This is a genomic window from Kribbella sindirgiensis, from assembly GCF_004331435.1.
Lineage (GTDB): Bacteria > Actinomycetota > Actinomycetes > Propionibacteriales > Kribbellaceae > Kribbella > Kribbella sindirgiensis.
This window is the reverse complement of the sequence record NZ_SJKA01000012.1, coordinates 147,706-167,907: the sequence shown is the minus strand read 5'-3', so window position 1 is coordinate 167,907 and position 20,202 is coordinate 147,706. Positions and strand designations below refer to the sequence as shown.

The 20,202-nt window shown below is 68.1% G+C and carries 20 protein-coding genes; 7 read left to right on the top strand and 13 right to left on the bottom strand.

The features are described from left to right. Nucleotides 1–100 precede the first annotated feature (100 nt). The gene (locus E0H50_RS29740) at nucleotides 101–934 is read right to left on the bottom strand and encodes a GNAT family N-acetyltransferase (RefSeq protein WP_131293845.1); all 834 of its coding nucleotides are present in this window, start codon (nucleotides 932–934) and stop codon (nucleotides 101–103) included. Between the two features lie 105 nt (nucleotides 935–1,039). On the opposite strand from E0H50_RS29740, the gene E0H50_RS29735 reads away from it, so the two are divergent. Beyond that, the gene (locus E0H50_RS29735) at nucleotides 1,040–1,654 is read left to right on the top strand and encodes an AMIN-like domain-containing (lipo)protein (RefSeq protein ID WP_202868382.1); all 615 of its coding nucleotides are present in this window, start codon (nucleotides 1,040–1,042) and stop codon (nucleotides 1,652–1,654) included. Between the two features lie 50 nt (nucleotides 1,655–1,704). Here E0H50_RS29735 and E0H50_RS29730 read toward each other — a convergent pair whose 3' ends face one another. Then, the gene (locus E0H50_RS29730) at nucleotides 1,705–3,723 is read right to left on the bottom strand and encodes a GxGYxYP domain-containing protein (protein WP_131293844.1); all 2,019 of its coding nucleotides are present in this window, start codon (nucleotides 3,721–3,723) and stop codon (nucleotides 1,705–1,707) included. Between the two features lie 118 nt (nucleotides 3,724–3,841). Next, the gene (locus E0H50_RS29725; RefSeq protein ID WP_131293843.1) at nucleotides 3,842–4,342 is read right to left on the bottom strand and encodes a hypothetical protein; all 501 of its coding nucleotides are present in this window, start codon (nucleotides 4,340–4,342) and stop codon (nucleotides 3,842–3,844) included. A 76-nt stretch (nucleotides 4,343–4,418) separates the two neighbouring features. On the opposite strand from E0H50_RS29725, the gene E0H50_RS29720 reads away from it, so the two are divergent. Then, nucleotides 4,419–5,123, top strand: coding sequence for a class I SAM-dependent methyltransferase (locus E0H50_RS29720; RefSeq protein ID WP_165547340.1), 705 nt, complete (start codon nucleotides 4,419–4,421; stop codon nucleotides 5,121–5,123). Here E0H50_RS29720 and E0H50_RS29715 read toward each other — a convergent pair. From E0H50_RS29715 to E0H50_RS29705, 3 genes are all read right to left on the bottom strand, one after another. Beyond that, complete coding sequence (locus E0H50_RS29715) at nucleotides 5,107–5,460, bottom strand: GntR family transcriptional regulator (protein ID WP_238151357.1); 354 nt, start codon at nucleotides 5,458–5,460, stop codon at nucleotides 5,107–5,109. The genes E0H50_RS29720 and E0H50_RS29715 overlap by 17 nt on opposite strands. A 170-nt stretch (nucleotides 5,461–5,630) precedes the next feature. Next, nucleotides 5,631–6,056, bottom strand: coding sequence for a VOC family protein (locus tag E0H50_RS29710; RefSeq protein WP_131293840.1), 426 nt, complete (start codon nucleotides 6,054–6,056; stop codon nucleotides 5,631–5,633). Between the two features lie 32 nt (nucleotides 6,057–6,088). After that, nucleotides 6,089–6,514 (bottom strand): helix-turn-helix transcriptional regulator, encoded by a 426-nt coding sequence (locus E0H50_RS29705; protein WP_131293839.1) that lies wholly within the window; start codon nucleotides 6,512–6,514, stop codon nucleotides 6,089–6,091. Between the two features lie 582 nt (nucleotides 6,515–7,096). Here E0H50_RS29705 and E0H50_RS29700 point away from each other — a divergent pair. Further along, nucleotides 7,097–7,879 (top strand): arginase family protein, encoded by a 783-nt coding sequence (locus E0H50_RS29700; RefSeq protein WP_131293838.1) that lies wholly within the window; start codon nucleotides 7,097–7,099, stop codon nucleotides 7,877–7,879. 1 nt (nucleotide 7,880) lies between these two features. Here E0H50_RS29700 and E0H50_RS29695 read toward each other — a convergent pair whose 3' ends face one another. From E0H50_RS29695 to E0H50_RS29680, 4 genes are all read right to left on the bottom strand, one after another. Further along, entirely contained in the window at nucleotides 7,881–8,798 is a 918-nt protein-coding gene (locus E0H50_RS29695) for a glycoside hydrolase family 19 protein (protein ID WP_131293837.1), read from the bottom strand. Between the two features lie 94 nt (nucleotides 8,799–8,892). Next, entirely contained in the window at nucleotides 8,893–10,662 is a 1,770-nt protein-coding gene (aspS, locus tag E0H50_RS29690) for an aspartate--tRNA ligase (protein ID WP_131293836.1), read from the bottom strand. Further along, complete coding sequence (hisS, locus tag E0H50_RS29685) at nucleotides 10,659–11,981, bottom strand: histidine--tRNA ligase (protein ID WP_131293835.1); 1,323 nt, start codon at nucleotides 11,979–11,981, stop codon at nucleotides 10,659–10,661. Before hisS ends, aspS begins: the two co-directional genes overlap by 4 nt. After that, complete coding sequence (locus E0H50_RS29680) at nucleotides 11,978–12,667, bottom strand: MBL fold metallo-hydrolase (protein WP_131293834.1); 690 nt, start codon at nucleotides 12,665–12,667, stop codon at nucleotides 11,978–11,980. Before E0H50_RS29680 ends, hisS begins: the two co-directional genes overlap by 4 nt. Nucleotides 12,668–12,927: 260 nt before the next feature. Here E0H50_RS29680 and E0H50_RS29675 point away from each other — a divergent pair, with 260 nt between their 5' ends. From E0H50_RS29675 to E0H50_RS29665, 3 genes are all read left to right on the top strand, one after another. After that, nucleotides 12,928–14,154, top strand: a complete 1,227-nt coding sequence (locus tag E0H50_RS29675) for a DUF349 domain-containing protein (RefSeq protein ID WP_131293833.1) — start codon at nucleotides 12,928–12,930, stop codon at nucleotides 14,152–14,154. Between the two features lie 57 nt (nucleotides 14,155–14,211). Further along, a complete protein-coding gene (locus tag E0H50_RS29670) occupies nucleotides 14,212–15,069 on the top strand; it encodes a hypothetical protein (protein WP_131293832.1) in 858 nt (285 codons plus the stop codon). A gap of 95 nt (nucleotides 15,070–15,164) precedes the next feature. Further along, on the top strand, nucleotides 15,165–16,409 hold the full coding sequence (locus E0H50_RS29665) for a hypothetical protein (protein WP_131293831.1): 1,245 nt from the start codon (nucleotides 15,165–15,167) through the stop codon (nucleotides 16,407–16,409). A gap of 221 nt (nucleotides 16,410–16,630) precedes the next feature. On the opposite strand, the gene E0H50_RS29660 is transcribed toward E0H50_RS29665, so the two are convergent. The 3 genes from E0H50_RS29660 to E0H50_RS29650 form a co-directional block, all read right to left on the bottom strand. Beyond that, entirely contained in the window at nucleotides 16,631–17,200 is a 570-nt protein-coding gene (locus E0H50_RS29660; protein ID WP_131293830.1) for a GrpB family protein, read from the bottom strand. A 161-nt stretch (nucleotides 17,201–17,361) separates the two neighbouring features. Beyond that, nucleotides 17,362–18,132, bottom strand: coding sequence for a hypothetical protein (locus E0H50_RS29655; RefSeq protein WP_131293829.1), 771 nt, complete (start codon nucleotides 18,130–18,132; stop codon nucleotides 17,362–17,364). 1 nt (nucleotide 18,133) lies between these two features. After that, nucleotides 18,134–18,721 carry a papain-like cysteine protease family protein gene (locus E0H50_RS29650; RefSeq protein WP_131293828.1) on the bottom strand — a complete coding sequence of 196 codons (588 nt, stop codon included), beginning with the start codon at nucleotides 18,719–18,721 and terminating at the stop codon, nucleotides 18,134–18,136. A 179-nt stretch (nucleotides 18,722–18,900) separates the two neighbouring features. Between E0H50_RS29650 and E0H50_RS29645 the strand changes: the two genes are divergently transcribed. Continuing rightward, nucleotides 18,901–19,803, top strand: a complete 903-nt coding sequence (locus E0H50_RS29645) for a hypothetical protein (protein WP_131293827.1) — start codon at nucleotides 18,901–18,903, stop codon at nucleotides 19,801–19,803. The last annotated feature ends 399 nt before the right edge of the window (nucleotides 19,804–20,202 follow it).

The following is a 20,202-nucleotide window of genomic DNA, read 5'->3' as shown; positions in this document are numbered from 1 at the left end:
GCCTCGGTGTGTCGTTCCGCGCGTCACCCCCGAACGCCCACCACTCACCAACGAGCGCGTCGCCCGTCCGTCCACGCTCGACACCGCCTGCGACCCCTCGCTAGGGGGTGGTTGATGAGTGGTGCAGGTCCGGGGTCCACTCATACGGGGTCGTGACAGTGACGCCGTACAGGCCGAGTTTCTGCAGGATGGGGCGGGAGTCGTCGGACGCGTCGACGCGGAGGAACTCGTAGCCGCGGTCCTTCGCGAGGCGGGCGCGGTGGGCGAGCAGTGCGCTGTAGATGCCCTGCCGGCGCCATTCCGGCAGCGTCCCGCCGCCCCACAGGCTGGCGAACCCGGTGCCGGGATGGAACCGGATCCAGGCGGCCGACACGGCTGGCCCGTCCGGGCCCTTCAGTGCGTCCTCGACCAGGAACACCGACAGCCGATCCGGGAACATCCGCGCCTCCCCCGCGAGCCGCTCGACGATCCGCTCCACCCCGCTGTGCCACAGAGCGTCGGTGAGTACGCCGATCCGCTGGAAGTCGTCCGCCCCGTCCGCCTCACGCAGCCGCACCTTCGACGGCAGCGCAGACGGCCGCTGCAGCACCCGGTCGACCTCACCGAGGATCAGCGTCTCCGGCTCCTCCTGCGTGAACCCGGCCCGGACCAGCCGCTCACCAAGGTCGGCCGGTTCGTCGTACGCGTACGTCTTCCACTCGAACGGCAGGCCGCGCTCCCGGAAGAACGCGATCTCGTTCGCGATCACCGCGTCCGGGTCGTCGCCCAGCCCGCGCGGTGTCTCGACGAACCCGGCTCCCTCGGCACCTTCGATGTACGACCGATGCACCATGCCGTCGGGACCGTCGTGTTCCTGCTTCCAGCCGGGGATCGCATCGGCGTCCGGCAACCGGATCCGGCGGTGGAACACGTCGAGCAGCTCGTCAGGGGTCATCTGCACATCGTGCCCGATCGACTACCTGAAATCACCGGTCCCGAAAGTAAACCAGTTGGCCACTGGTGTCGTCCAAGTAAGTGTCCATACAAGGGGGAAAGCATCATGAAGCTCCAGCACAAAATACCCAAGACGATCGTCGCCGCCTTAGCGGTGCTCGCCGTCCCCGCGGCCGCGTTCGCCGCGCCGGCGCTGTCCGGATCGTCCACCGCCCCCCGCAGCACCTCGACCGTCTCGACCGCGTCCCTGAGCACCGCGTCCTGCCCGCGCGGCTGGGGATCATTGCCCGAGGCAAACAGCCGGATGGTCCAGTCGCCGATCACAGGAGTCCGCACCGGCCGGCACGCCTGCTACGACCGGCTCGTCGTCGACCTGCAGGGCCGCGCGCCCGGGTACGACGTCCGCTACGTCCGCAACGTGTACCAGGACGGCTCGGGGTTCCTCGTCCCGCTCCGCGGCGGTGCGAAACTGCAGATCGTCGTGCACGCGTCGTCGTACAACGTCGACACCGGCAAGGCGACGTACGCGCCGAAGAACAAGAAGGAACTGACCAACGTGACCGGGTACCGCACCTTCCGGCAGGTCGCGTACGCGGGCAGCTTCGAAGGTCAGACCACGATCGGTCTGGGCGTCCGCGCCCGGCTCCCGTTCCGCGTCTTCACCCTCGCGGGCCCGGGCTCGAACTCCCGCCTGGTGATCGACGTCGCTCACCACTGGTAAGCCCACCCCAGCGGCCGCCCGTTCCCCGCGGGCGGCCGCGCCCCTGTTTTCTACAGCACCCTGTTGAGCAGGTCGTAGAAGGCGTTCGCGAGAACCACTTCGTACGGGTCGCCGAGCAGCGCTCCGAGCTCGCCCATGTCGGACGGCGACCAGGACCAGGCGCCGATCCCACCGGAGATGAACAGCGGGCTCGCACCGTCCCAGTTCGCGATCCGCTGATCCATCGCGGCCTTGAACTCGGCTGCCTTACCTGGTGCGCCCCACTGGCCGGTGATCGGCAGACCGCCTTGCCGGACGGTGAGCGGGTCGCCGTCCCAGGTCTGCATGATCCCCTTGACCGGCGTGTACTCGTTGTACCCGCTCGCGATCTCCTCCGACAGCAGGATCCACTTGTCGTCCTGCCTGCTGCTGTACGCGTACACCACGTCCAGCCCGGTACGGCGCATGAAGCCACCGGTCATCTTCAGGTACTCGGTCAGCTCGGCGGGCACCCACGAACCCGGGTACGTGTAGCCGCCGCCGGACGGGCCACAGACCAGGAGGTCGTTGGCGGTCGCGGTTCGCTGGAAGTAGCTGTAGAGGCCGGGGCCGGTTTCGGCGAGCAACGGGCTGATGGTCCAGTTCGTCGGCACCTGGCCGCGTTTCGGGTCGTCCCAGATCTCGCGTAGCCGGCGCTGGCAGTACTGGATGTTGTCGCCTTCGCCGAAGGTCAGGGTCACGTAGACCTTGTTCTTCGGCTTGTCGATCCGGCGGATCGGCCGGGGCTTGTCGGAGATCGGCGCCGTGAAGCCGGCGTGCACGGTGCCGTTCATGTAGAAGTCGGCCGCGACCACTGGCGAGCCGCCCTTGCTGGCGAGATCGACGCCGTCCCACTCACCGGAGACGTCGTTCGCGAACCAGCCCATGTACGGCGCCAGCGTCGGATACTTCGCGTAGTGCTCGATGAGCAGGTCGCCCGTCGCGCCACCGGGTGGCAGCCAGCTCACCAGGGCCTTGGTGGCCACCACGTAGTCGCGGAAGTACGCGAACGGTTCGATGCGGGTCGGGGACGTGTCGGTCGCGGAGACCAGGTACTGGTTCCACATCTCCACGGTCACGACGAGGGACGTCGTACCCGCCGGCGGCTCGAAGCGGTAGATCCAGTAGTTGCCGCCGTCGGCGAAGCGGTTGCCCTCGCCGCCGATCGAGGAGTGCGAGCCGTCGAACAGGTACGGCGCCTCCTCCGGGGAGTTCGGTTCGAACCGGGCGAACTCGGTGCCGTTCGCCGTCACCACCACGTGCCGCACCGACGCACCCCAGCCGTCGTCGGTGAACGAGTCCGCGAACCGGACGTACACGGCCTCCTTGCCGAGTTTCGCGGAGACGTCCAGGTTGTACGTTCCGCGGTTCGAGGAGTCGCGGATCTGCTGGGTCTCGCGGGCGATCTCCTGCCACTGGACGCCCTCCACGTCGACCACGCGGGTCGGCGGGAGGCCGGCGAGCAGCTTGTGGGTGACCTTGGGGAACAGGTTGTCGAGCTGCCAGCGGTACGTCTTCACGACGTCGTCGTCGAACATCCCGCGCAGGTCCTTCACGATCCGCAGACCGTGCGCCTTGGCCTGATCCGCGTCGGCCACGACGGCGTTCTCGAGTCCGGCGAGCGTCGTCGCCACGTTCAGCGAGTCCGGTACGGCGGGGTCGTGCACGATCGCGCCGCGGATCCGGCCGCGGTACTTGGCGACCAGGTCCAGCGGGTTCTTGTACAGCTTGGTCGGCAGGTGCATGTCGGCCAGCCATTTGGCGTCCGGCACGCTCACCGTGCCGGTGTCGTACAGGAAGTACAACTCGGGCTCAGTACGGTTGACGATGCCTTGCAACGTTGTCAGCAGGGTCTGGTCTCCCCCGCTGAGTTTGCTCACATCGCCGTAGTCCAGGTGTCTCGGGCGGTTGAACACCGGCAGCAGCCGAGCGGGGCTGCCGGACGTCGATGAAACCGCAGCCTGCGCTGCCGACGTGAAGCCCGGAACCACCCCGAGCCCACCCACCGTCAGCGCACCGCTGCCCGCCAGGAACGCACGTCTCGAAACCATCGCGACCACTCCCTGAGGTTGACATCGATGTCAAATCAGCCCGGAATCTAGCAACGCCGAGAGAGCGTGTACATAGCTCGCTACAACGTTGACCCGACTTTCTTGGAATCGTTTCCGGTCACTCCGCGGGCGGTTTGCCGATGGACCGGTGGAAGCGGGAGCGGAAGTTGCCGTCGTACTCGAGTTTTGTGTAACCGGCGGAGTGGACGCCCAGGGCGAAGACGCCGGTGGCGAGGAAGGTGATGCCGGCGATCTGCGAGATGTGCCAGAACGCGGCGGTCATGCCGACGAACGCGGAGCCTTCGGCGATTGCCTTGGCCACGCTGACCAGGCGTGACTTGGTCACCTGGCGACGGAAGGCCTCCTGCCGGTTCAGTACCAGGAGCGCCGCCAGCAACGGGATCGAGACGGCGAACGCGACCACGCAGATCGTCGCGGTCAGATCGAGCGGGGACGTGGTCAGGAACGGCTGGACGACCACCAGCCCGGCGGCGCCCAGCCCGCCGTAGATCAGGTTCGACTGCCGGATCCACTCCTCCTGCACCGCGGGGTCGGACTTCGCGTCCTCTGCGTCCGACTTCAGGCGCATGGCCGCTTCCACAGCCGTCTCCTCGTCCATCTGCCGTCCTCCAAGAGAGCTCCCCGCCGGACGAATTGGGTGGAGCGGGCGTACGGCGGCGAGACATAGTAAGCGGGTGCGGTACTACTACGCGGAGCACCAGGCGGCCTACCGGCAGCTCGAGCGCGAAGGGCTGACCCAGTGGAACGACCTGTTCGGCGAGAGCTGGACCTTCGACGACTTCCCCAACCGGGCCTTCCTCGAAAGCGTTCTCGACCGGCTGCCGACGTCGGGTGACGTGCTGGAGTACGGCTGTGGCACCGGGCCGGCCGCGTGTTTCCTCGCGGCGCGTGGGTTCCGCGTCGATGCGATCGATCTGATTCCGGAGGCGATCGCGCTGGCGCGGGCGTTCGCGCGGGAGCGGGGCGTGAGCGTCAACTTCGGCGTACAGGACGTGTGCGCGATGCCGGTCGGGAGCAAGCAGTACGACGTGATCCTGGACAGCTACTGCCTCCAGTCGATCGTCACGGACCCCGACCGTGCCTCCGTCCTCACCGCCGTCCGCGACCGCCTGAAACCCAACGGTCACTACGTTCTCTCCACCGCGATGTACGACGCGGCCCGCGTTTACGACGGCGACTTCCGGTACGACGCCACCACCGGCATCTGCTACGAGAGAACCATCGCGCCGGCGGACGACGCCGTACAACTCGACAACACCTGGTACCTCCCCCACCGCCGCCACCTGCGTCCCGAAGCGCTGCGAGCCGAGCTGGAGCGCGCCGGTCTCGACGTCGTCTCGCAGCGAGGCGGAGACGTCGTGGCTACCAGGCCTGGTTGAGGATCTGAGTGGCTTCTGCCAGGGACAGGCCGGCTTCGCGGGCGGTTCGGGCGAGGTTGACGGCGGCGGTGTGGGTGGCCGCGTCGTCGATCTGGCTGCGGGAGGCCAGGACGAAGGTGCCGTTGCGGCCGCGGGTCTCGACCAGGCGGTCGGCTTCGAGTTCCTTGTAGGCGCGGGCGACGGTGTTCACAGCAAGCCCGAGGTCCAGCGACAGCTGCCGCACGGTCGGCAGCCTGGTGCCGCGCGCCAGCTCACCGGCCCGAATCAGCCCCTCGATCTGCGACCGGACCTGCTCGTACGGCGGGGTCAGCCCGACCGGGTCCACGGAGATTTCCACCCGCTCACCATCCCACAACCGGTGACCCTGCGTTGCAAGACAGTTGTGCCATGTCCTCCCCAGGCAGTGCGGTGTCACGCGGGGCAGCATCGTGGCGGTCGTCGAGAGTCGTCCGCTCGGTCCCTCCGACGAGGAGCTGATCCGCTACGCCACGAGTTTGGCTGACGCGCTCAGTTGAAGTCCTCGGCGGTGTACGGGCGCTGCTCCACGAGGACAAGCCAGTTGCCCGAGTTGTCGCGCAGTACCGCTTCCACGCCGTACGGGCGATCCGCTGGCTCCTGGATGTATTCGACGCCCTTGGCGGTCAGTTCGGCGAAGGTCTTGCGGCAGTCGTCGGTGGCGATGCCGAAGCCGTGCATGGTGCCCTTCGCCATCATCCGCTTGATCGCGGCGGTCGCCTCCTCGTCCAGCGGCGGGCCCGGCAGCGCGAGCTGCAGCTCGAGCTCCGGGTGGTCGGCCTGGTACACGGTGCACCAGCGGAAGTCGGGCAGGCTCACGTCGTTCTTCAGCACGAACCCGAGCTTCTCGGTGTAGAACGCCTTCGCCTCGTCGATGTCGTCGACAAAGACACTGATCAGGCTGATGTTGGTGATCACGGCAGCTCCTCATCGTTGTGTTCGGTACGACGTTAGGCCCCGGACTCCCCCGCCGGCTTCTCCGGAATTGCTGAGTTCAGTCCCAGCATGAACACGAAACATCCCGGGATCCGCGCGCCGGCCTGCGTCCGCTGGTACTGCGCCGGCGGCATCCCCACCAGCTCCGTGAACCGCTGCGAGAACGACCCGAGGCTGCTGTACCCGACCATCGCGCACACCTCGGTGACGGTCAGGTTCGTCGCCCGCAGCAGATCCGTCGCGCGCTCGATCCGCCGGCGCGTGACGTACTGCATCGGCGTCTCGCCGTACGCCGCCGCGAAACACCGCAGGAAGTGGTACTTCGACACGCCCGCCGCGGCCGCCAGCCCGGCCAGGTCGAGCGGCTCGGCATAGTTGCGATCGGCAACATCCCGCGCCCGCCGCAGATGCGGCAACAACTCGACCGGTACGACGCTCACGTCCCTGAGCCTAGGTACTTTCGGTAGGTGCCGAAAGAGCCGCGACGGAGCGTACGGCGTATACCCGGGCAGGCGTTGTCCGGCTGTCCTGTGTGGGGTGAGCTGCGGGGCCGTGGGACAGGTTCTGGTGGGCTAGCACCTGGTATTTCCTGTCCGCAGCACCCTGAAGGTGCCCCTTCCCCCGGCAGCCGGCTGACCGCGCCCTCGGGCAGCCACAGCCCGCCGAAAACGGCAGCTCGACAGTACGTATACCTCTACTACCCGCCTGTCTACACCGGCCGGCTGCCCGGATCGCCGGACAGTGGCCGTATACGTACTGTCGACCTGCACAAATGGGTAGCAGTCCCCAGTTCCCGGACCTGGCCGCCCTCGCCCACACATCCAAGACAGGGCCGGATAACCCAGCTGGTTCGTCTCAAGTCCCGGGGTAGGTTGGATCGTATGTCGCGCCGATTCCTGCTGACCGAGCTCAGGCGGTTGCTGCGGCAGCGCCGAGCCGGATGGGCTCTATCGACCTCGTGATCGATCGTTCGCGGGTGGGATGTCCACCCGCTCAGCCCATCCAGCGTGGAGGTTTCGTTCATGTCGACTGTGTTGTGTGTGCCGCAATGGCAGGGGTCCGCGGCTGAGTCCGCGCGGTTTCTCGCGGACGGAGCTCATCGGACGGCTCGCCTGGTGCCGGCCGATCGGGTGCTGACGGTCGACGTACCGGAGTCGGACGGACCCATGGCCGGCGGGGTGCGCGCCGCCGACGCTCTGGTCGGTGTTCAGCGGGCAACCGAGGAAGCGCTGACCACGATCGACGACTTCGTTCTGACCGCCGGTGGGGACTGTGCGGTCGACCTCGTACCGATCTCGGCGGCAGCCGCGAAGTACGGCGCAGACCTGACACTGCTGTGGATCGACGCCAACCCTGACGTCTACGGCCCCGGAGATCCCTTCTCCGGCGCTTTCCACGGGATGGTGGTGCGCACGCTGCTCGGCGACGGGCCGCCTGCGTTGACGCCCAAGACCGTGCTGACACCACAGCAGGTGGTCTTCGCTGGTGTGCGCGTGGTGGACGACTGCGAGCAGGAGTACCTACGAAACAAGGGCCTTGATGTGGGGGAACTGGAAGCGGCATTCGAAGGCTTGAAGGGGCCGTTGTACGTCCACCTGGATCTCGACGTCCTGGATCCGACCGAGTTCGCCTCGGTGGGGTACTCCTATCCGGTGGGACCGTCCGTCGCGCGTGTACTGGAGCTGATCGCCGGTCTCGATGACGTGGTCGGGGCCGCGATCACCGAGCACGCCCCGCGAGCGCGGGACCTCCGCGAAGAGGAGGTCGTCCGCGCCCTTGGGACGGCTCTGCTGCGGTTCGCCTGAGTCAGAACCCGCTGAGGGTCTCGAACTGGCTGCGGGTCAACTTGGTCGTGTCTCCCTGCAGCGGCGCCGGACGCGTACAGATCACGCCGGACGGTACCGAGCCGGTCAAGTAGTTCAGCGCGTTCTTGAACGAGTCGCAGCGGCGCTGGTCCTCGGCGCCGGCCGGGTAGCCGATCGCCGCGTTGACACGGCCCATGTCGAGGTTGTCGGCGTACGGATTGATGTCGCGGGCAACGGTCCAGTACCAGCGGGCGATCGGCGCACTCCACTGCAGCGACAACGCCAGGTCCGGGTTGCCGAGCAGATCGATACCGAAGTACTGCCCGGCCGGGCCGTAGTTGAAGTCCCCGGTGAGCTGGATGTACCCGCGTCCGCCGTACGGGCGGGTGTCGCCGATCTCGCGGATGTTGTACTCCAGCCGCGACTCGTGCACCAGCGTCGCGAGGAACGCCGCCTTCCGGTACGGCGTGTTGATCTGGGCGTCCCGCATCGCCTGGTTCAGCGACGGCAGACCGGTCTCGACGAGCGACGGGTTGGCGATCCGGCTGCCGAACATCGCCTGGACGTCGGCCAGCGTGATGTCACCGGCCGGCGGCTCGGAGCCGCATTCGGGTACGCCGGGAAGCTTGTCCTCGGGAACCGCGACGTACACGACGGTCACGTAGCCGCCGAGCGCGGGCACATGGGCCCACCACGAACTGGTGCCGTCCGAGTTGCTGACCAGGTCGCCGTTCTTCTGGCAGTCCACGTCGATCGAGGTGGGACCGCTGAGCGTGCCGACGACAGCGGAGGACAGCGAGGCGTCGGCGCGGATGTTGACGCCGCTGCCGTAGGTCTGGAAGACGGTCGCGTACGCCGGGGTCACCGCGGCTGCGGTGAGACCGAGACCGGCGAGAAGGGCAAGGAGGAGACGACGCATGAACACTCCTGGGGCGGTAGGAGGGGCGGTCGTCGTGAAAACCTAACTAAGCATCTTCACGACTCCGCCAGTTTCCTCCCAAGCCCGGGAATGCTCAACCCTTCTCGGGTTTCGCGTCCACCCCCGCTTCCTTGCGCTGCTCGGGCGTGATCGGCGCCGGCGCCGCGGTCAGCGGGTCGAACCCGCCGCCGGACTTCGGGAACGCGATCACGTCGCGGATCGACTCGGTGCCGGCCAGCAGCGCCGTGATCCGGTCCCAGCCGAACGCGATCCCGCCGTGCGGCGGCGCGCCGAACTTGAACGCGTCCAGCAGGAACCCGAACTTCTCCGAGGCCTCCTCGTCGGTCAGGCCCATCACCTTGAAGACCCGCTTCTGCACGTCCTCGCGGTGGATACGGATCGAGCCGCCGCCGATCTCGTTGCCGTTGCAGACGATGTCGTACGCATACGCCAGCGCCGACCCCGGATCGGTGTCGAACGTCTCCAGCGAGTCCGGCTTCGGCGACGTGAAGGCATGGTGTACGGCGGTCCACGCGCCGGACCCGACCGCGACATCGCCCGCGGCGGTCGCGTCGTCGGCCGGCTCGAACAGCGGCGCGTCGACGACCCACACGAACGACCACGCCGACTCGTCGATCAGACCGCCGCGACGGCCGATCTCCAGCCGGGCCGCGCCGAGCAGCGCCCGCGACGTCTTGACCGGACCCGCGGCGAAGAAGATGCAGTCACCCGGCTTCGCGCCGACGTGGTCGGCGATCCCGGCACGCTCCTCCTCGGACAGGTTCTTCGCGACCGGCCCGGCGAGCTCGCCGTCCTGACCGACCAGCACGTAGGCCAGTCCGCGCGCACCGCGCTGCTTGGCCCACTCCTGCCACGCGTCCAACTGCTTGCGCGGCTGGTCGGCGCCACCCGGCATCACGACAGCACCGACGTACGGCGCCTGGAACACCCGGAACGGCGTGTTCTTGAAGTACTCCGTGCACTCGACCAGCTCGAGGCCCATCCGCAGATCCGGCTTGTCGGTGCCGAACCGGGCCATCGCCTCGCCGTAGGTCATCCGCGGGATCGGCGTCTGCACGTCGTACCCGACGAGCTTCCAGAGCGCGGTGAGGATCTCCTCGGACAGCGCGATGATGTCGTCCTGGTCGACGAAGCTCATCTCGACGTCCAGCTGAGTGAACTCCGGCTGCCGGTCGGCGCGGAAGTCCTCGTCGCGGTAACAGCGGGCGATCTGGTAGTAGCGCTCCATACCGGCCACCATCAGCAGCTGCTTGAACAGCTGCGGCGACTGCGGCAGCGCGTACCAGCTGCCCGGCTGCAGGCGCGCCGGCACCACGAAGTCGCGGGCACCCTCCGGCGTCGAACGCGTCAGTGTCGGCGTCTCGAGCTCGACGAAGTCGTGCTTGGCCAGCACCTCGCGAGCGGCCTTGTTCACCTCGCTGCGCAGGCGCAACGCCGAACCCGGGCCCTGGCGGCGCAGGTCGAGGTACCGGTACTTGAGCCGGATCTCCTCGTTCACCGGCGTCGCGTGGTGCTCCTCGACCGGGAACGGCAGCGGGGCCGCCTCGTTCAGCACCTCGACCTCTTCGGCGATGACCTCGATCTCGCCGGTCGGCAGGTTCGGGTTCGCGTTGCCCTCCGGGCGCGGGGAGACGACGCCGACGATCTTCAGGCAGTACTCCGAACGCAGGCCGTGCGCGGCGTCCTCGTCACGGATCACGACCTGGACGGTGCCGGTCGAGTCGCGCAGGTCGATGAACGCCACGCCGCCGTGATCGCGTCGCCGCGCCACCCAGCCCGCCAGAATCACCGTCTGCCCGGCGTGCTCGGCACGCAACGAGCCTGCGGAATGGGTACGGATCACGAGATCTCCTCAATACTTGGACGTACGTCGTGTGCGGGCGGGGCCCAGGTGGCGGCGTCCGCCGGCACCTGCTCGCCGCTCCGAATGTCCTTCACCTCGGGACCGTTCTCGGTGCTGAACCAGACGAACGGAATCCCGCGCCGATCGGCGAACTTGATCTGCTTCCCGAACTTCGCGGCCGCCGGCGCCACCTCGACCGGAATCCCCCGGCCCCGGAGCTGAATCGCGGTCCGCATGGCCTCCGCCCTGTCCTCTTCGGAGTTCAGTGCGATCAGCACAGCGGTCGGCGTACTCCGACTCGCCTTCACCAACCCCTTGCTGATCAACCGGTGCACCAGCCGCGACACCCCGATCGAGATCCCGACACCCGGGTACGTCGTCTTGCCGTCGGACGCCAGCGAGTCGTACCGCCCACCGGAGCAGATCGACCCGTAGCCCTCGTCACCGATCAGCTGGGTCTCGTAGACCGTGCCGGTGTAGTAGTCGAGTCCGCGCGCGATCTTCAGATCCGCGACCAGCAGCCCCGGCGCGTGCTCGTTCGCCGCCGTCATGATTTGCGACAGCCGCTCGAGCCCCTCGTCGAGAATCTCGTGCTGCACACCCAGCGCCCGGACCTGATCGGCGAACGACGCATCGGTGCTCGAGATCTCCGCGAGCCGCAGCACCTGCTTCGCGGTCTCCGCGGACAGGCCGGCCGCGGTCAGCAGGTCGGTCACCTTGTCCGGGCCGATCTTGTCCAGCTTGTCGACGATCCGGAGTGCTCCGGTGATGTCCTCGATGCCTAGGCCGCGGTAGAAGCCCTCCGGGATCTGCCGGGTGTTCACCTGGATCCGGAACGGCGGGATCGGCAGCTTGCGGAACGCGTCCGCGATCACCAGCGGCAGCTCGACCTCGTAGTGGAACGGCAGCTCGCCGCTGTCGATGATGTCGATGTCCGCCTGGGTGAACTCGCGGTACCGGCCCTCCTGCGGACGTTCACCGCGCCACACCTTCTGGATCTGGTAGCGCCGGAACGGGAACACCAGCTTGCCGCTGTGCTCCAGTACGTAGCGGGCGAACGGCACGGTCAGGTCGAAGTGCAGTCCGAGGGCCGCGTCCTCGTCGGCGCCGGCCGCGAGCCGCCGTACGCCGTAGATCTCCTTGTCGGCGTCCTCGCCCTGGTTGGACAGCCGCTCGACCGGCTCGACCGCCCGGGTCTCGATCGACGCGAAACCGTGCAGCTCGAAGGTCTCCCGGATCGTGTCGAGGAACTGCAACTCGACGATCCTGTCGCTCGGCAGAAACTCGGGGAACCCGCTGAGTGGGGTCACCTTGCTCATAAGTTCGGTATCTCCAGGTCCTGCAAGTAGGGGTTGGTCGCCTTCTCCCGGCCGATCGTGGTCTGGCCACCATGACCCGGCAGGACGACGATCTCGTCGCGCATCGGCAGGATCTTGGTGGCCAACGTATGCAGCATCGCCGGATGATCGCCGCCCGGCAGATCCGTCCGGCCGATCGACCCGGCGAACAACACGTCACCGGAGAACAGCACCGCTGGTACGTCTTCTGGTCCGTCGTACGGCGTGGTGAAAGTGACCGACCCGCGGGTGTGACCCGGGGTGTGGTCGACCGTGAAGTTCAGGCCCGCCAGCTCCAGGGACAGACCGTCCTTCAGTTCGGCGACGTCGTCCGGCTCGGCGAAGGTGTGATCGCCGCCGAGCAGCATCCGCGCCGTCTCCGGGCTGATCCCGGCCATCGGGTCGGCGAGCAGGTGCCGGTCGTCGGGGTGGATCCAGGCGGTCGCGTCGTACGTCCCGCAGACCGGGAGCACCGAGAACATGTGGTCGATGTGACCGTGCGTGAGCAGCACCGCGACGGGTTTCAGCTTGTTCTCCCGGACGACCTGCTCGACCCCGCCGGTCGCGTCCTGACCGGGGTCGACGACGATGCACTCCGCGCCCTGGCCGGTGGCGACGACGTAGCAGTTCGTACCCCACGAACCCGCGGGGAACCCGGCGATGAGCACGGCAGACCTTCCTGGAACGGGGTTCGGGACCCACCAAGGTTACCCGGGCGGTTCGCCGTACTTCGAACCGGATTGTGATGCAACCCCGTTGCGCCTGAGCTGGGAGTTTGTGATTGTTCAGGGACAGGCCTTTGCGAGTGGAGGGCCTGAGCGTCGGGAAGGCAGCTCGACGCGCCCAGGCGGGCCCTGTCCGCGCGGTTGGACCGGGGACTGACCAGAATGGGCACGAGCGCAGTGCATACCGCCGGAAGGGGCGAGTTGTGGCCGGAGAGAACTGGGGCCGGGTAGCCGAGGACGGAACAGTCTTCGTACGGACGAAGGCCGGTGAACGGGCGGTCGGCCAGTGGCCGGACGCGAACCCCGAGGAAGCCCTCGCCTTCTACACCCGCCGGTACGACGCGCTGGCATTCGAGGTCGAGCTGCTGGAGCAGCGGGTCCAGGCCGGTACGGTCTCGCCCGACGACGCCCGCGCCGCGGTCAAGAAGGTCACCGGCTCGATCGAGGACGCGCAGGCCGTCGGCGACCTGGACGGCCTGCTGACCCGCCTCGAGGCCCTCACGCCCCTGGTCGCGCAGCAGCGCGAGCGGCGCAAGGCCGAGCGGGCCGCCAAGGTCGAGGAGGCGCGCTCCGCCAAGACCAAGATCGCCACCGAGGCCGAGACCATCGCGGCCGGCACCGACTGGCGGCACGGCGTGACCCGGCTGCGCGAACTGCTCGACGAGTGGAAGGCACTCCCCCGGCTCGACAAGTCCAGCGACGACGAGCTCTGGCACCGGTTCTCCTCCGCGCGGACGACGTACACGCGGCATCGCAAGCAGCACTTCGCGGAGCTGTCCTCCAAGCGTGAAGAGGCCGCCCTGGTGAAGGAGCGGCTCGCCGCCGAGGCCGAGACGCTCGCCTCGTCGAACGAATGGGGCCCGACCTCCGGGCGCTTCCGCGACCTGATGCGGCAGTGGAAGGCCGCCGGACCGGCGCCGCGCGAGGTGGACGACAAGCTGTGGGCGCGGTTCCGCGCCGCGCAGGACCTGTTCTTCGGCGCGCGGGACGCCGTACAGGCCGAGGAGAACGCCGAGCAGGTGCAGAACCTGCAGGCCAAGGAAGCACTGCTGACCGAGATCGAGACCATCCTCCCGGTCGAGGACGCGCGCACCGCCCGCGAGCAGCTCCGCGAGTACCTGGACCGCTGGGACCAGATCGGCAAGGTCCCCCGCGACTCGATGCGCGCCGTCGACGGCCGCCTACGGGCCGTCGAGCAGGCCGTGAAGGCCGCCGAGGACGAGGTCTGGAACCGCAGCAACCCCGAGGCCCGCGCCCGCGCCGAGGCCACCGTCAAACAACTCCAGTCCCTGATCGCCGACCTCGAGAAGCAAGCCGCCAAGTTCGAGGCCCAAGGCAACACCCGCAAAGCCACCGAAGCCCGCGAAGCCATAGCCGCCCGCCGGGAATGGCTGACCCAAGCCCAAAACGCCCTCACCGACTTCAGCTGACCAAAGCCCTGTGGACAACTTTCCGCAGCGATCGCCGAATTCAGCGATGCTGTGCGGATGCTTCCTGCTGACCTGCCGCTGTACTTCTGCGGCATCCCGTTTCGTGCGCACCAGGTAGGGCGCAAGCTTCCTTGGTTACTGGCCCGGGGTGAGATCCGGCAGTTGATCAGTGGCGTGTACGTCGACGTGCGGGTGCCGGAAACCATCGCGCTGAGGGCCGACGCGCTACATCTCGTCGTACCGTCCGGGGCGACGGTGTGCGGCCGGGCCGCCGCCTGGTTGCACGGCATCGACTCCACCGCGCTCGCCCGGGAACCCTTTCGTCCCGAATGGACCTTCGCCGAACGCCCTGCCGTGGAGATCCAAGGGCTCATGGTCACTACGCCGGCCGCCACAGCGATCGAGCTGGTCAAACAGCTTCCACGACCCTTCGCCTTGTCGGCGGTGGACGGGCTGCTCCACGCAGGCATGCCGATGAGCGACCTCGTATCCGCATCAGCCGCCTACTTCCCGGCGGACAGCACCGCCCAAGCCGCGCAGCTCCTACGGATCGCCGACGGCCGCGCGGAGTCACCAGGTGAATCGTGGCTCCGCCTGCGGCTGTTCGACGCCCGCTTCCCCCGCCCGGAACTCCAGGTCCCGGTCGAAGGCAACGGCCGCACCTACCGCCTGGACCTGGGCTATCCAGACCTGCCAGTAGACGGCCGCCGCCTCGGCCTGGAGTACGACAGCGACCAGTGGCACTCCTCAACGAAACAACAGCTGAAAGACGAAACCCGCCGTACAGAACTCGACGCCCTGGGCTGGCACATCATCTCGGTCCGCCGCACCGACCTATGGGGCTCATACCCAGCCTTGGAACTCGCGATAGGCAGCTTCCTCTGCCAGGAACCACGCCTGCCACGGCGGTGGTGAGCCGCGACGATATCGACGGGTATGAGCGGCGAATCGGGCTCCGGCCTGGGCACTGCGGACTGGGATAGAGTCGCATCGGTCCAAAGGGGTGGGGTGTGTGCCGCCGTACGGCGAGGTATGAAGGGGGAGTCGTGGATACGCCAGAAGAAGAGATGCCTCAAGAGGTCACGGTTCGACGCTTGGGCAGTGAGGGAGCGGAGCTCGCCGTCTTCGAGTTCCAGGGCAAGCTGCGAGAGCTGATGATGTCCAGCCTCCGTGAGGCCTACCTTGCCACCGGGAACTACGTCTCGGACGCGAGGTCTGTCTCTCCGCAAGGTGCGCTTTCGCTGGCTGTCGCTGGCGCTGCGACCGGAGCGACCGCGCTCTCGGCAGCGTTCTCGTCGACGCTCTTCATGGCCACCGCGAATCCCGCGACGCTCATGACCCTCGGCAACGGCGTCGGCAGCGCCGTGATGGGAGCCGGCGGGATCGTGGCACAGGCGCCCTTCATCGCCGTGGCGAGTTCGCTTCCGGTGGTGGCGCCGATCCTCGCTGTCCTGGCGCTCAACACAGCAGTGATGATGCAGCAGTTCAAGCAGGTCGATCGGAAGCTCGACACCATCAAGAGCGCCTTGGACAAGGCGATCGCCAGGACCGAAGCGACACACGCCGGCGAACTGCTCGCCGCCTCCAGGACCGTCGACGACGTCTACCGGCAGTACGGTCTCGAAGGGTCCTTCTCGAACGACATGCTCGTGCGCCTCGCGCTCGCGGAACGCGACGTGAGAGCACTCGCCGCCAGGTTCCGGCAACTCGTCGAAGCGCGTAGCGCGACGAACGTCGATGATCTCAAGGAGGTTCAGCAGGCGAACTACGACGCCCACAGCGCGATGCTCGCGTCGTTCGTGGAGCTCCGAATCTCCTATCTCCGGGTCTGCGTCGACATGCAGGAGAATCCGAAATCGGTCGCCTCGTCGACGGAATACCTGAAGGCAGTCATCGACGACGGGATCGTGTTCTGGCAGCAGTTGCAGGACCGCTCACGAGCGCTCAAGGATGAGATCGGTCAGCTCGAGGCGAAACTCCAGGACATGAACTGGGCGGCGCGTAACTTCCCAGGCGGCGAGGGCGCCACGCTCGAGAAGGAGCTCGCGAGGCGTAACACCGCGTACAGGGCAACGATGGAGAGCGAGCGGGAAATCATGAGTGAGTTCCATTCGCTCATCGAGTCCGCCCGGACGACTCGGAAGGCGCTCGAGACGTCGGAGCCGACGAACGGCGCAACCTCGCCGACCCTCGTCTACTGGAAGGACGAAACCGGCGAGCATTCGTTCGTGACGGACAAGAACCTCATTTCCTGATCGGCGCGTGCCCCCAACCACCCGGCTCACCGACGAACTGGCGCGGACAGCACGTCCCAAGCCGCGGAGCTCCTGCGGATCGCCGACGGCCGTGCGGAGTCACTGGGCGAGTCGTGGCACCGGCTGCGGCTGTTCGATGCCCGCTTCCCCCGGCCGGAACTCCAGGTCCGCGTCGAAGGCAAGGGGCGCGCCCACCGCCTGGCCTGCCGCGGCGACGGCGATCAGCGAACGGTCCAGGCGGTTTGAGTTGCCCAGTGTTCGGCGGTGGTCATGAGGATGTTGGTGGCGGGGGCTTTGATTTGGCCGTAGTCGAAGAGGTCGGGGACGGATTGGGCCAGGCGTTGTTTGAAGGCGCCCCAGGACTCGCGGGCTTCTGGGGTGGCGCGGAGGTAGTCGCGGAACAGGAGGGCGTAGCGGGTGTTCGGGCCGGTGGCGACGCGGACGTGGACGTTGACGGCCCGTTCTCCGGCGGGTGGGGCGAAGACGAGCTTCTCGCAGGGAACGCCGTACGACGTTTCGGTGTGGTTCCACGGTTCGGGGCGGCAGCGGAAGCCGGCGGACTCGAGCAGGTCGACCAGGTCGGGGCTGAGAGCGGTGACGCGGATCTGTGCGTCGATGCAGTTCTTCGCGGCGAGGCCGGGGACGGACGTGGAGCCGATGTGGTCGATGGCGACCGCGCGGTCGCCGACCGCGGCCTGCAGCCTGGCTGCGAGGTGGTTGAAGTCGGAGGGCCAGTTCGGGTTGTAGTCGACGACGGCTATCGCAGGACCTAGCTCATCCGGGAAGGGCATTCGCCCATGCTCCCAACCACCCGGTTCGCCGCACCAGCGGATTAGTGCGGCGAACCAGGCGGAACGGACCCCGCACGCCCCGGCGGGGACATGGCGCCCGGGTGGCACCAGTCCGGTACGGCGGGATCATCCCCGGCGCCGACGACCGACGGCCGGAGGGGTCAGTCGTTGTAGCGGGCCTTGAGGGAGTACCGGCGAGCGAGCACCAGGAGCGCGAGCAGGAGCACGCCACCGGCAGCGGTGATCAGCATGAGGTGGTTGTTGCCGGACGCAACCGCAACAGTGGCCGTGGACGAGTTGGCGTCGTATCCGCCCGCCATGCCGGCATCGTTGTACTGCGTGCCGGGGAGCTTGTCGGAGTACCGGTCGGAGACGAGTTCCTGGTAGGCGGTGACGGTGATCGGCCGGGCACCGATCGACTTCACCGCCGACTGGTTGAGCGGTCGCACCTGCGTACCGGAGAGCGCATACCACGCGCCGACCTGAGGCTCGGTGAAGACGAGCGCCCCCGCGGCCGCCGACACCATCCGCGCCTCGGTGTTGCCGGAGGCAACGTTGACGGCATGCCAGGCGCCCTTCTCGTCGGGCGTCGTGAAGACGGTCAAGGTCCGGCCGCCTTGCGCCGCGGTGGTCGCGGCGTACCAGAAGGTCGCGACCGGCGCCGCCGCGTCCCGCACGAATGCCGGGTTGAGCGCGTAGATCGGCCGCGTGTCCCGCGCGACGCTCGCCGCGGCCTTCGCCGTACCTCCGGCCTTGCCCAGCAGGCTCAGCGCCTCGGACGACCGCGCGGCGTCAGTTGCCTTGGACAACTCGGCCGGCGCGACCGGCTGCGGACCCGCCGCATCGGCCAGACCGGCGGCGGCGAACGTGAAACCGAGACCTGCGGCGAGTACGGCGGCGCAACGGAGCAGGACGTTCTTCGGGCGGCGCATGTCAGGCTCCGATCCGGTACAGGGAATGCGTCCAGGTGAACTGCGAGTTGGACCGGTACCAGTTGTAGGACGAGTAGTTGTAGCGCGGGTCGTCCGGCCACGGGTTGTAGTACTCGATGGTCGAGTCGGACGCGTCGTACCCGATGATGTCCATCATGTGACCGCCGCCCGAGGTCCAGCCGATCCGGGTCATCACCGGGCGGCCGGCGGCGATCTCGGTGACGAGCGTGCTGAAGCTGAGCGTGGACGACACGTAGCTGCCGGCGCTGATCCCGATCGCCCGGAACGCCCTCTGGTCGTTGCCGAGCGTGGCCTGGTTGTTCGGGCAGGTGCCGTTCATCGAGTAGCCGAAGGCGAGGTTGCAGAACTGGTTCTGCGAGTACGTGCGGCCGTAGAACGCGGCGATGCTGTTGCCGCTCGCGGCCCAGCACCAGTTCGACTTCTGCTGGGCCTGGCCGGTGACGTTCAGGTAGTAGCTGCTGGGGGCGGCCGCGGCCGGCGGGGCGAGCGGCGCCAGCGTCACCAGACCGAGGATCGTAGCCAGCAGCAACGACCAGCTGCGGCCAGGCCTTGGGCGGAGCCTGCGCATGAGTCCTCCTTCAAGAGGTACTGCGGGGTGGGCGGACTCCATCGTGGGGACGCGGCCGCAGCGCGGCAAGAACTCGGATCCGGGGTGTGAACGGCAACGGCGCGTGAACGATGCGTGACGAGGCAGTGTCAGCGGGTGCTGTGAATGTTTACACTGCTGCCCTGAGGAGCGTGGGGCCCATGATCAAGCCGGTCGAAGTCCGTGCGGTGACTCCGGACGCGTCGTTCGCGGAGGCGCTGCGGCAGGCGATCGCCCGCCGCGGGCTGGCCCTGAACCGGATCCGGACCCATCTGGCCGACCGCGGGCTGCACGTCGGGGTCGCGACGCTCAGCACCTGGCAGAGCGGCCGCCGGATCCCCCGCGAGGATTCGCTGGCGATCGTCACGGCGCTCGAAGAGCTCCTGCAACTGCCGCCCGGGTGGCTCACCGGACGGATCCCGCCGGCGCGGACCGTGCCGGACACGACGTCGCAGCCGTACGCCGTGGTCGACTACGCCGAGGCGCTGACCCGGCTGCTCGACCGGCTCCGCCGCGACGCCCACGGCCGGCTGCGCAACGTGACCGTTCTCGAAGAGGTTCGCCTGGGCGCGGATCGGAGCGCTCACTGCCGGCGCGTGATCCAGAGCGTGGTCGCCGTACAGCCGGTGGATCGGCTGATCATCGCGCACCAGGGCGAGCCGGGCTGCGACGCCGAGCAACTCGCCCTGCGGGCCTTGAGCGGCTGCCGGACCGGCCGGATCGCCCGCTCCCCCGAGGCCGGCGCGATGCTCGGAGAGCTGCTGCTCGACCGGGTCCTCGCCGTCGGCGAGACGGCTGTCGTGCGCTACGAGATCGAGGACCGCACCGGGCTGCCGTCGACGGAGTACCAGCGGTTCAGCGAGTGGGGCGGGATGCATTACGTGCTGGAGGTGCAGTTCGACCGCGCCGCGCTGCCCGTCCGCGTCCACGAGATCCGCCGCCGCCACACCTCCGGCCCGAACCTGCTCCACCGCGACCTGATGCTCACCCCCGACGGCCGAGTCCACGTCATCGAACCCGCCGCAGACCCCGGCACCGTCGGCATCATCTGGGAGTGGGACTAGGTACGGCTCCCACCCCGGCCGTCGCAATTTCGTGGGCTGACCGGCGCTCCTGTACGACGTGTGGCGAACCGCGTGCCGTGAGACAGGTTCTGGTGGGCTCGCACCTGCTATTCCCTGTCCGCAGTACCCGGAAAAGGTGTCCTCCCCCGGCAAGGTCGACAGGACACCGCCCGCACCAACGAACAGGAGCGCCGGTCAGCCCACGAATTTGGTGGGTAGACCCATGACCTGCGGGGTTCTGGACCGTGGTCCAGGGTGCAGAACCCCAGACCTGGTGGGTATACCCACCAAATTCGCACTCAGCGGCGGGCGCTGGGCGCCTGGATGAGCGGGCACGGTGGGTGGGTGAGGTGCCGGCGGGTGCGGCGCCGGACGGGTGCGGTGCCGGGCGGGTGCGGT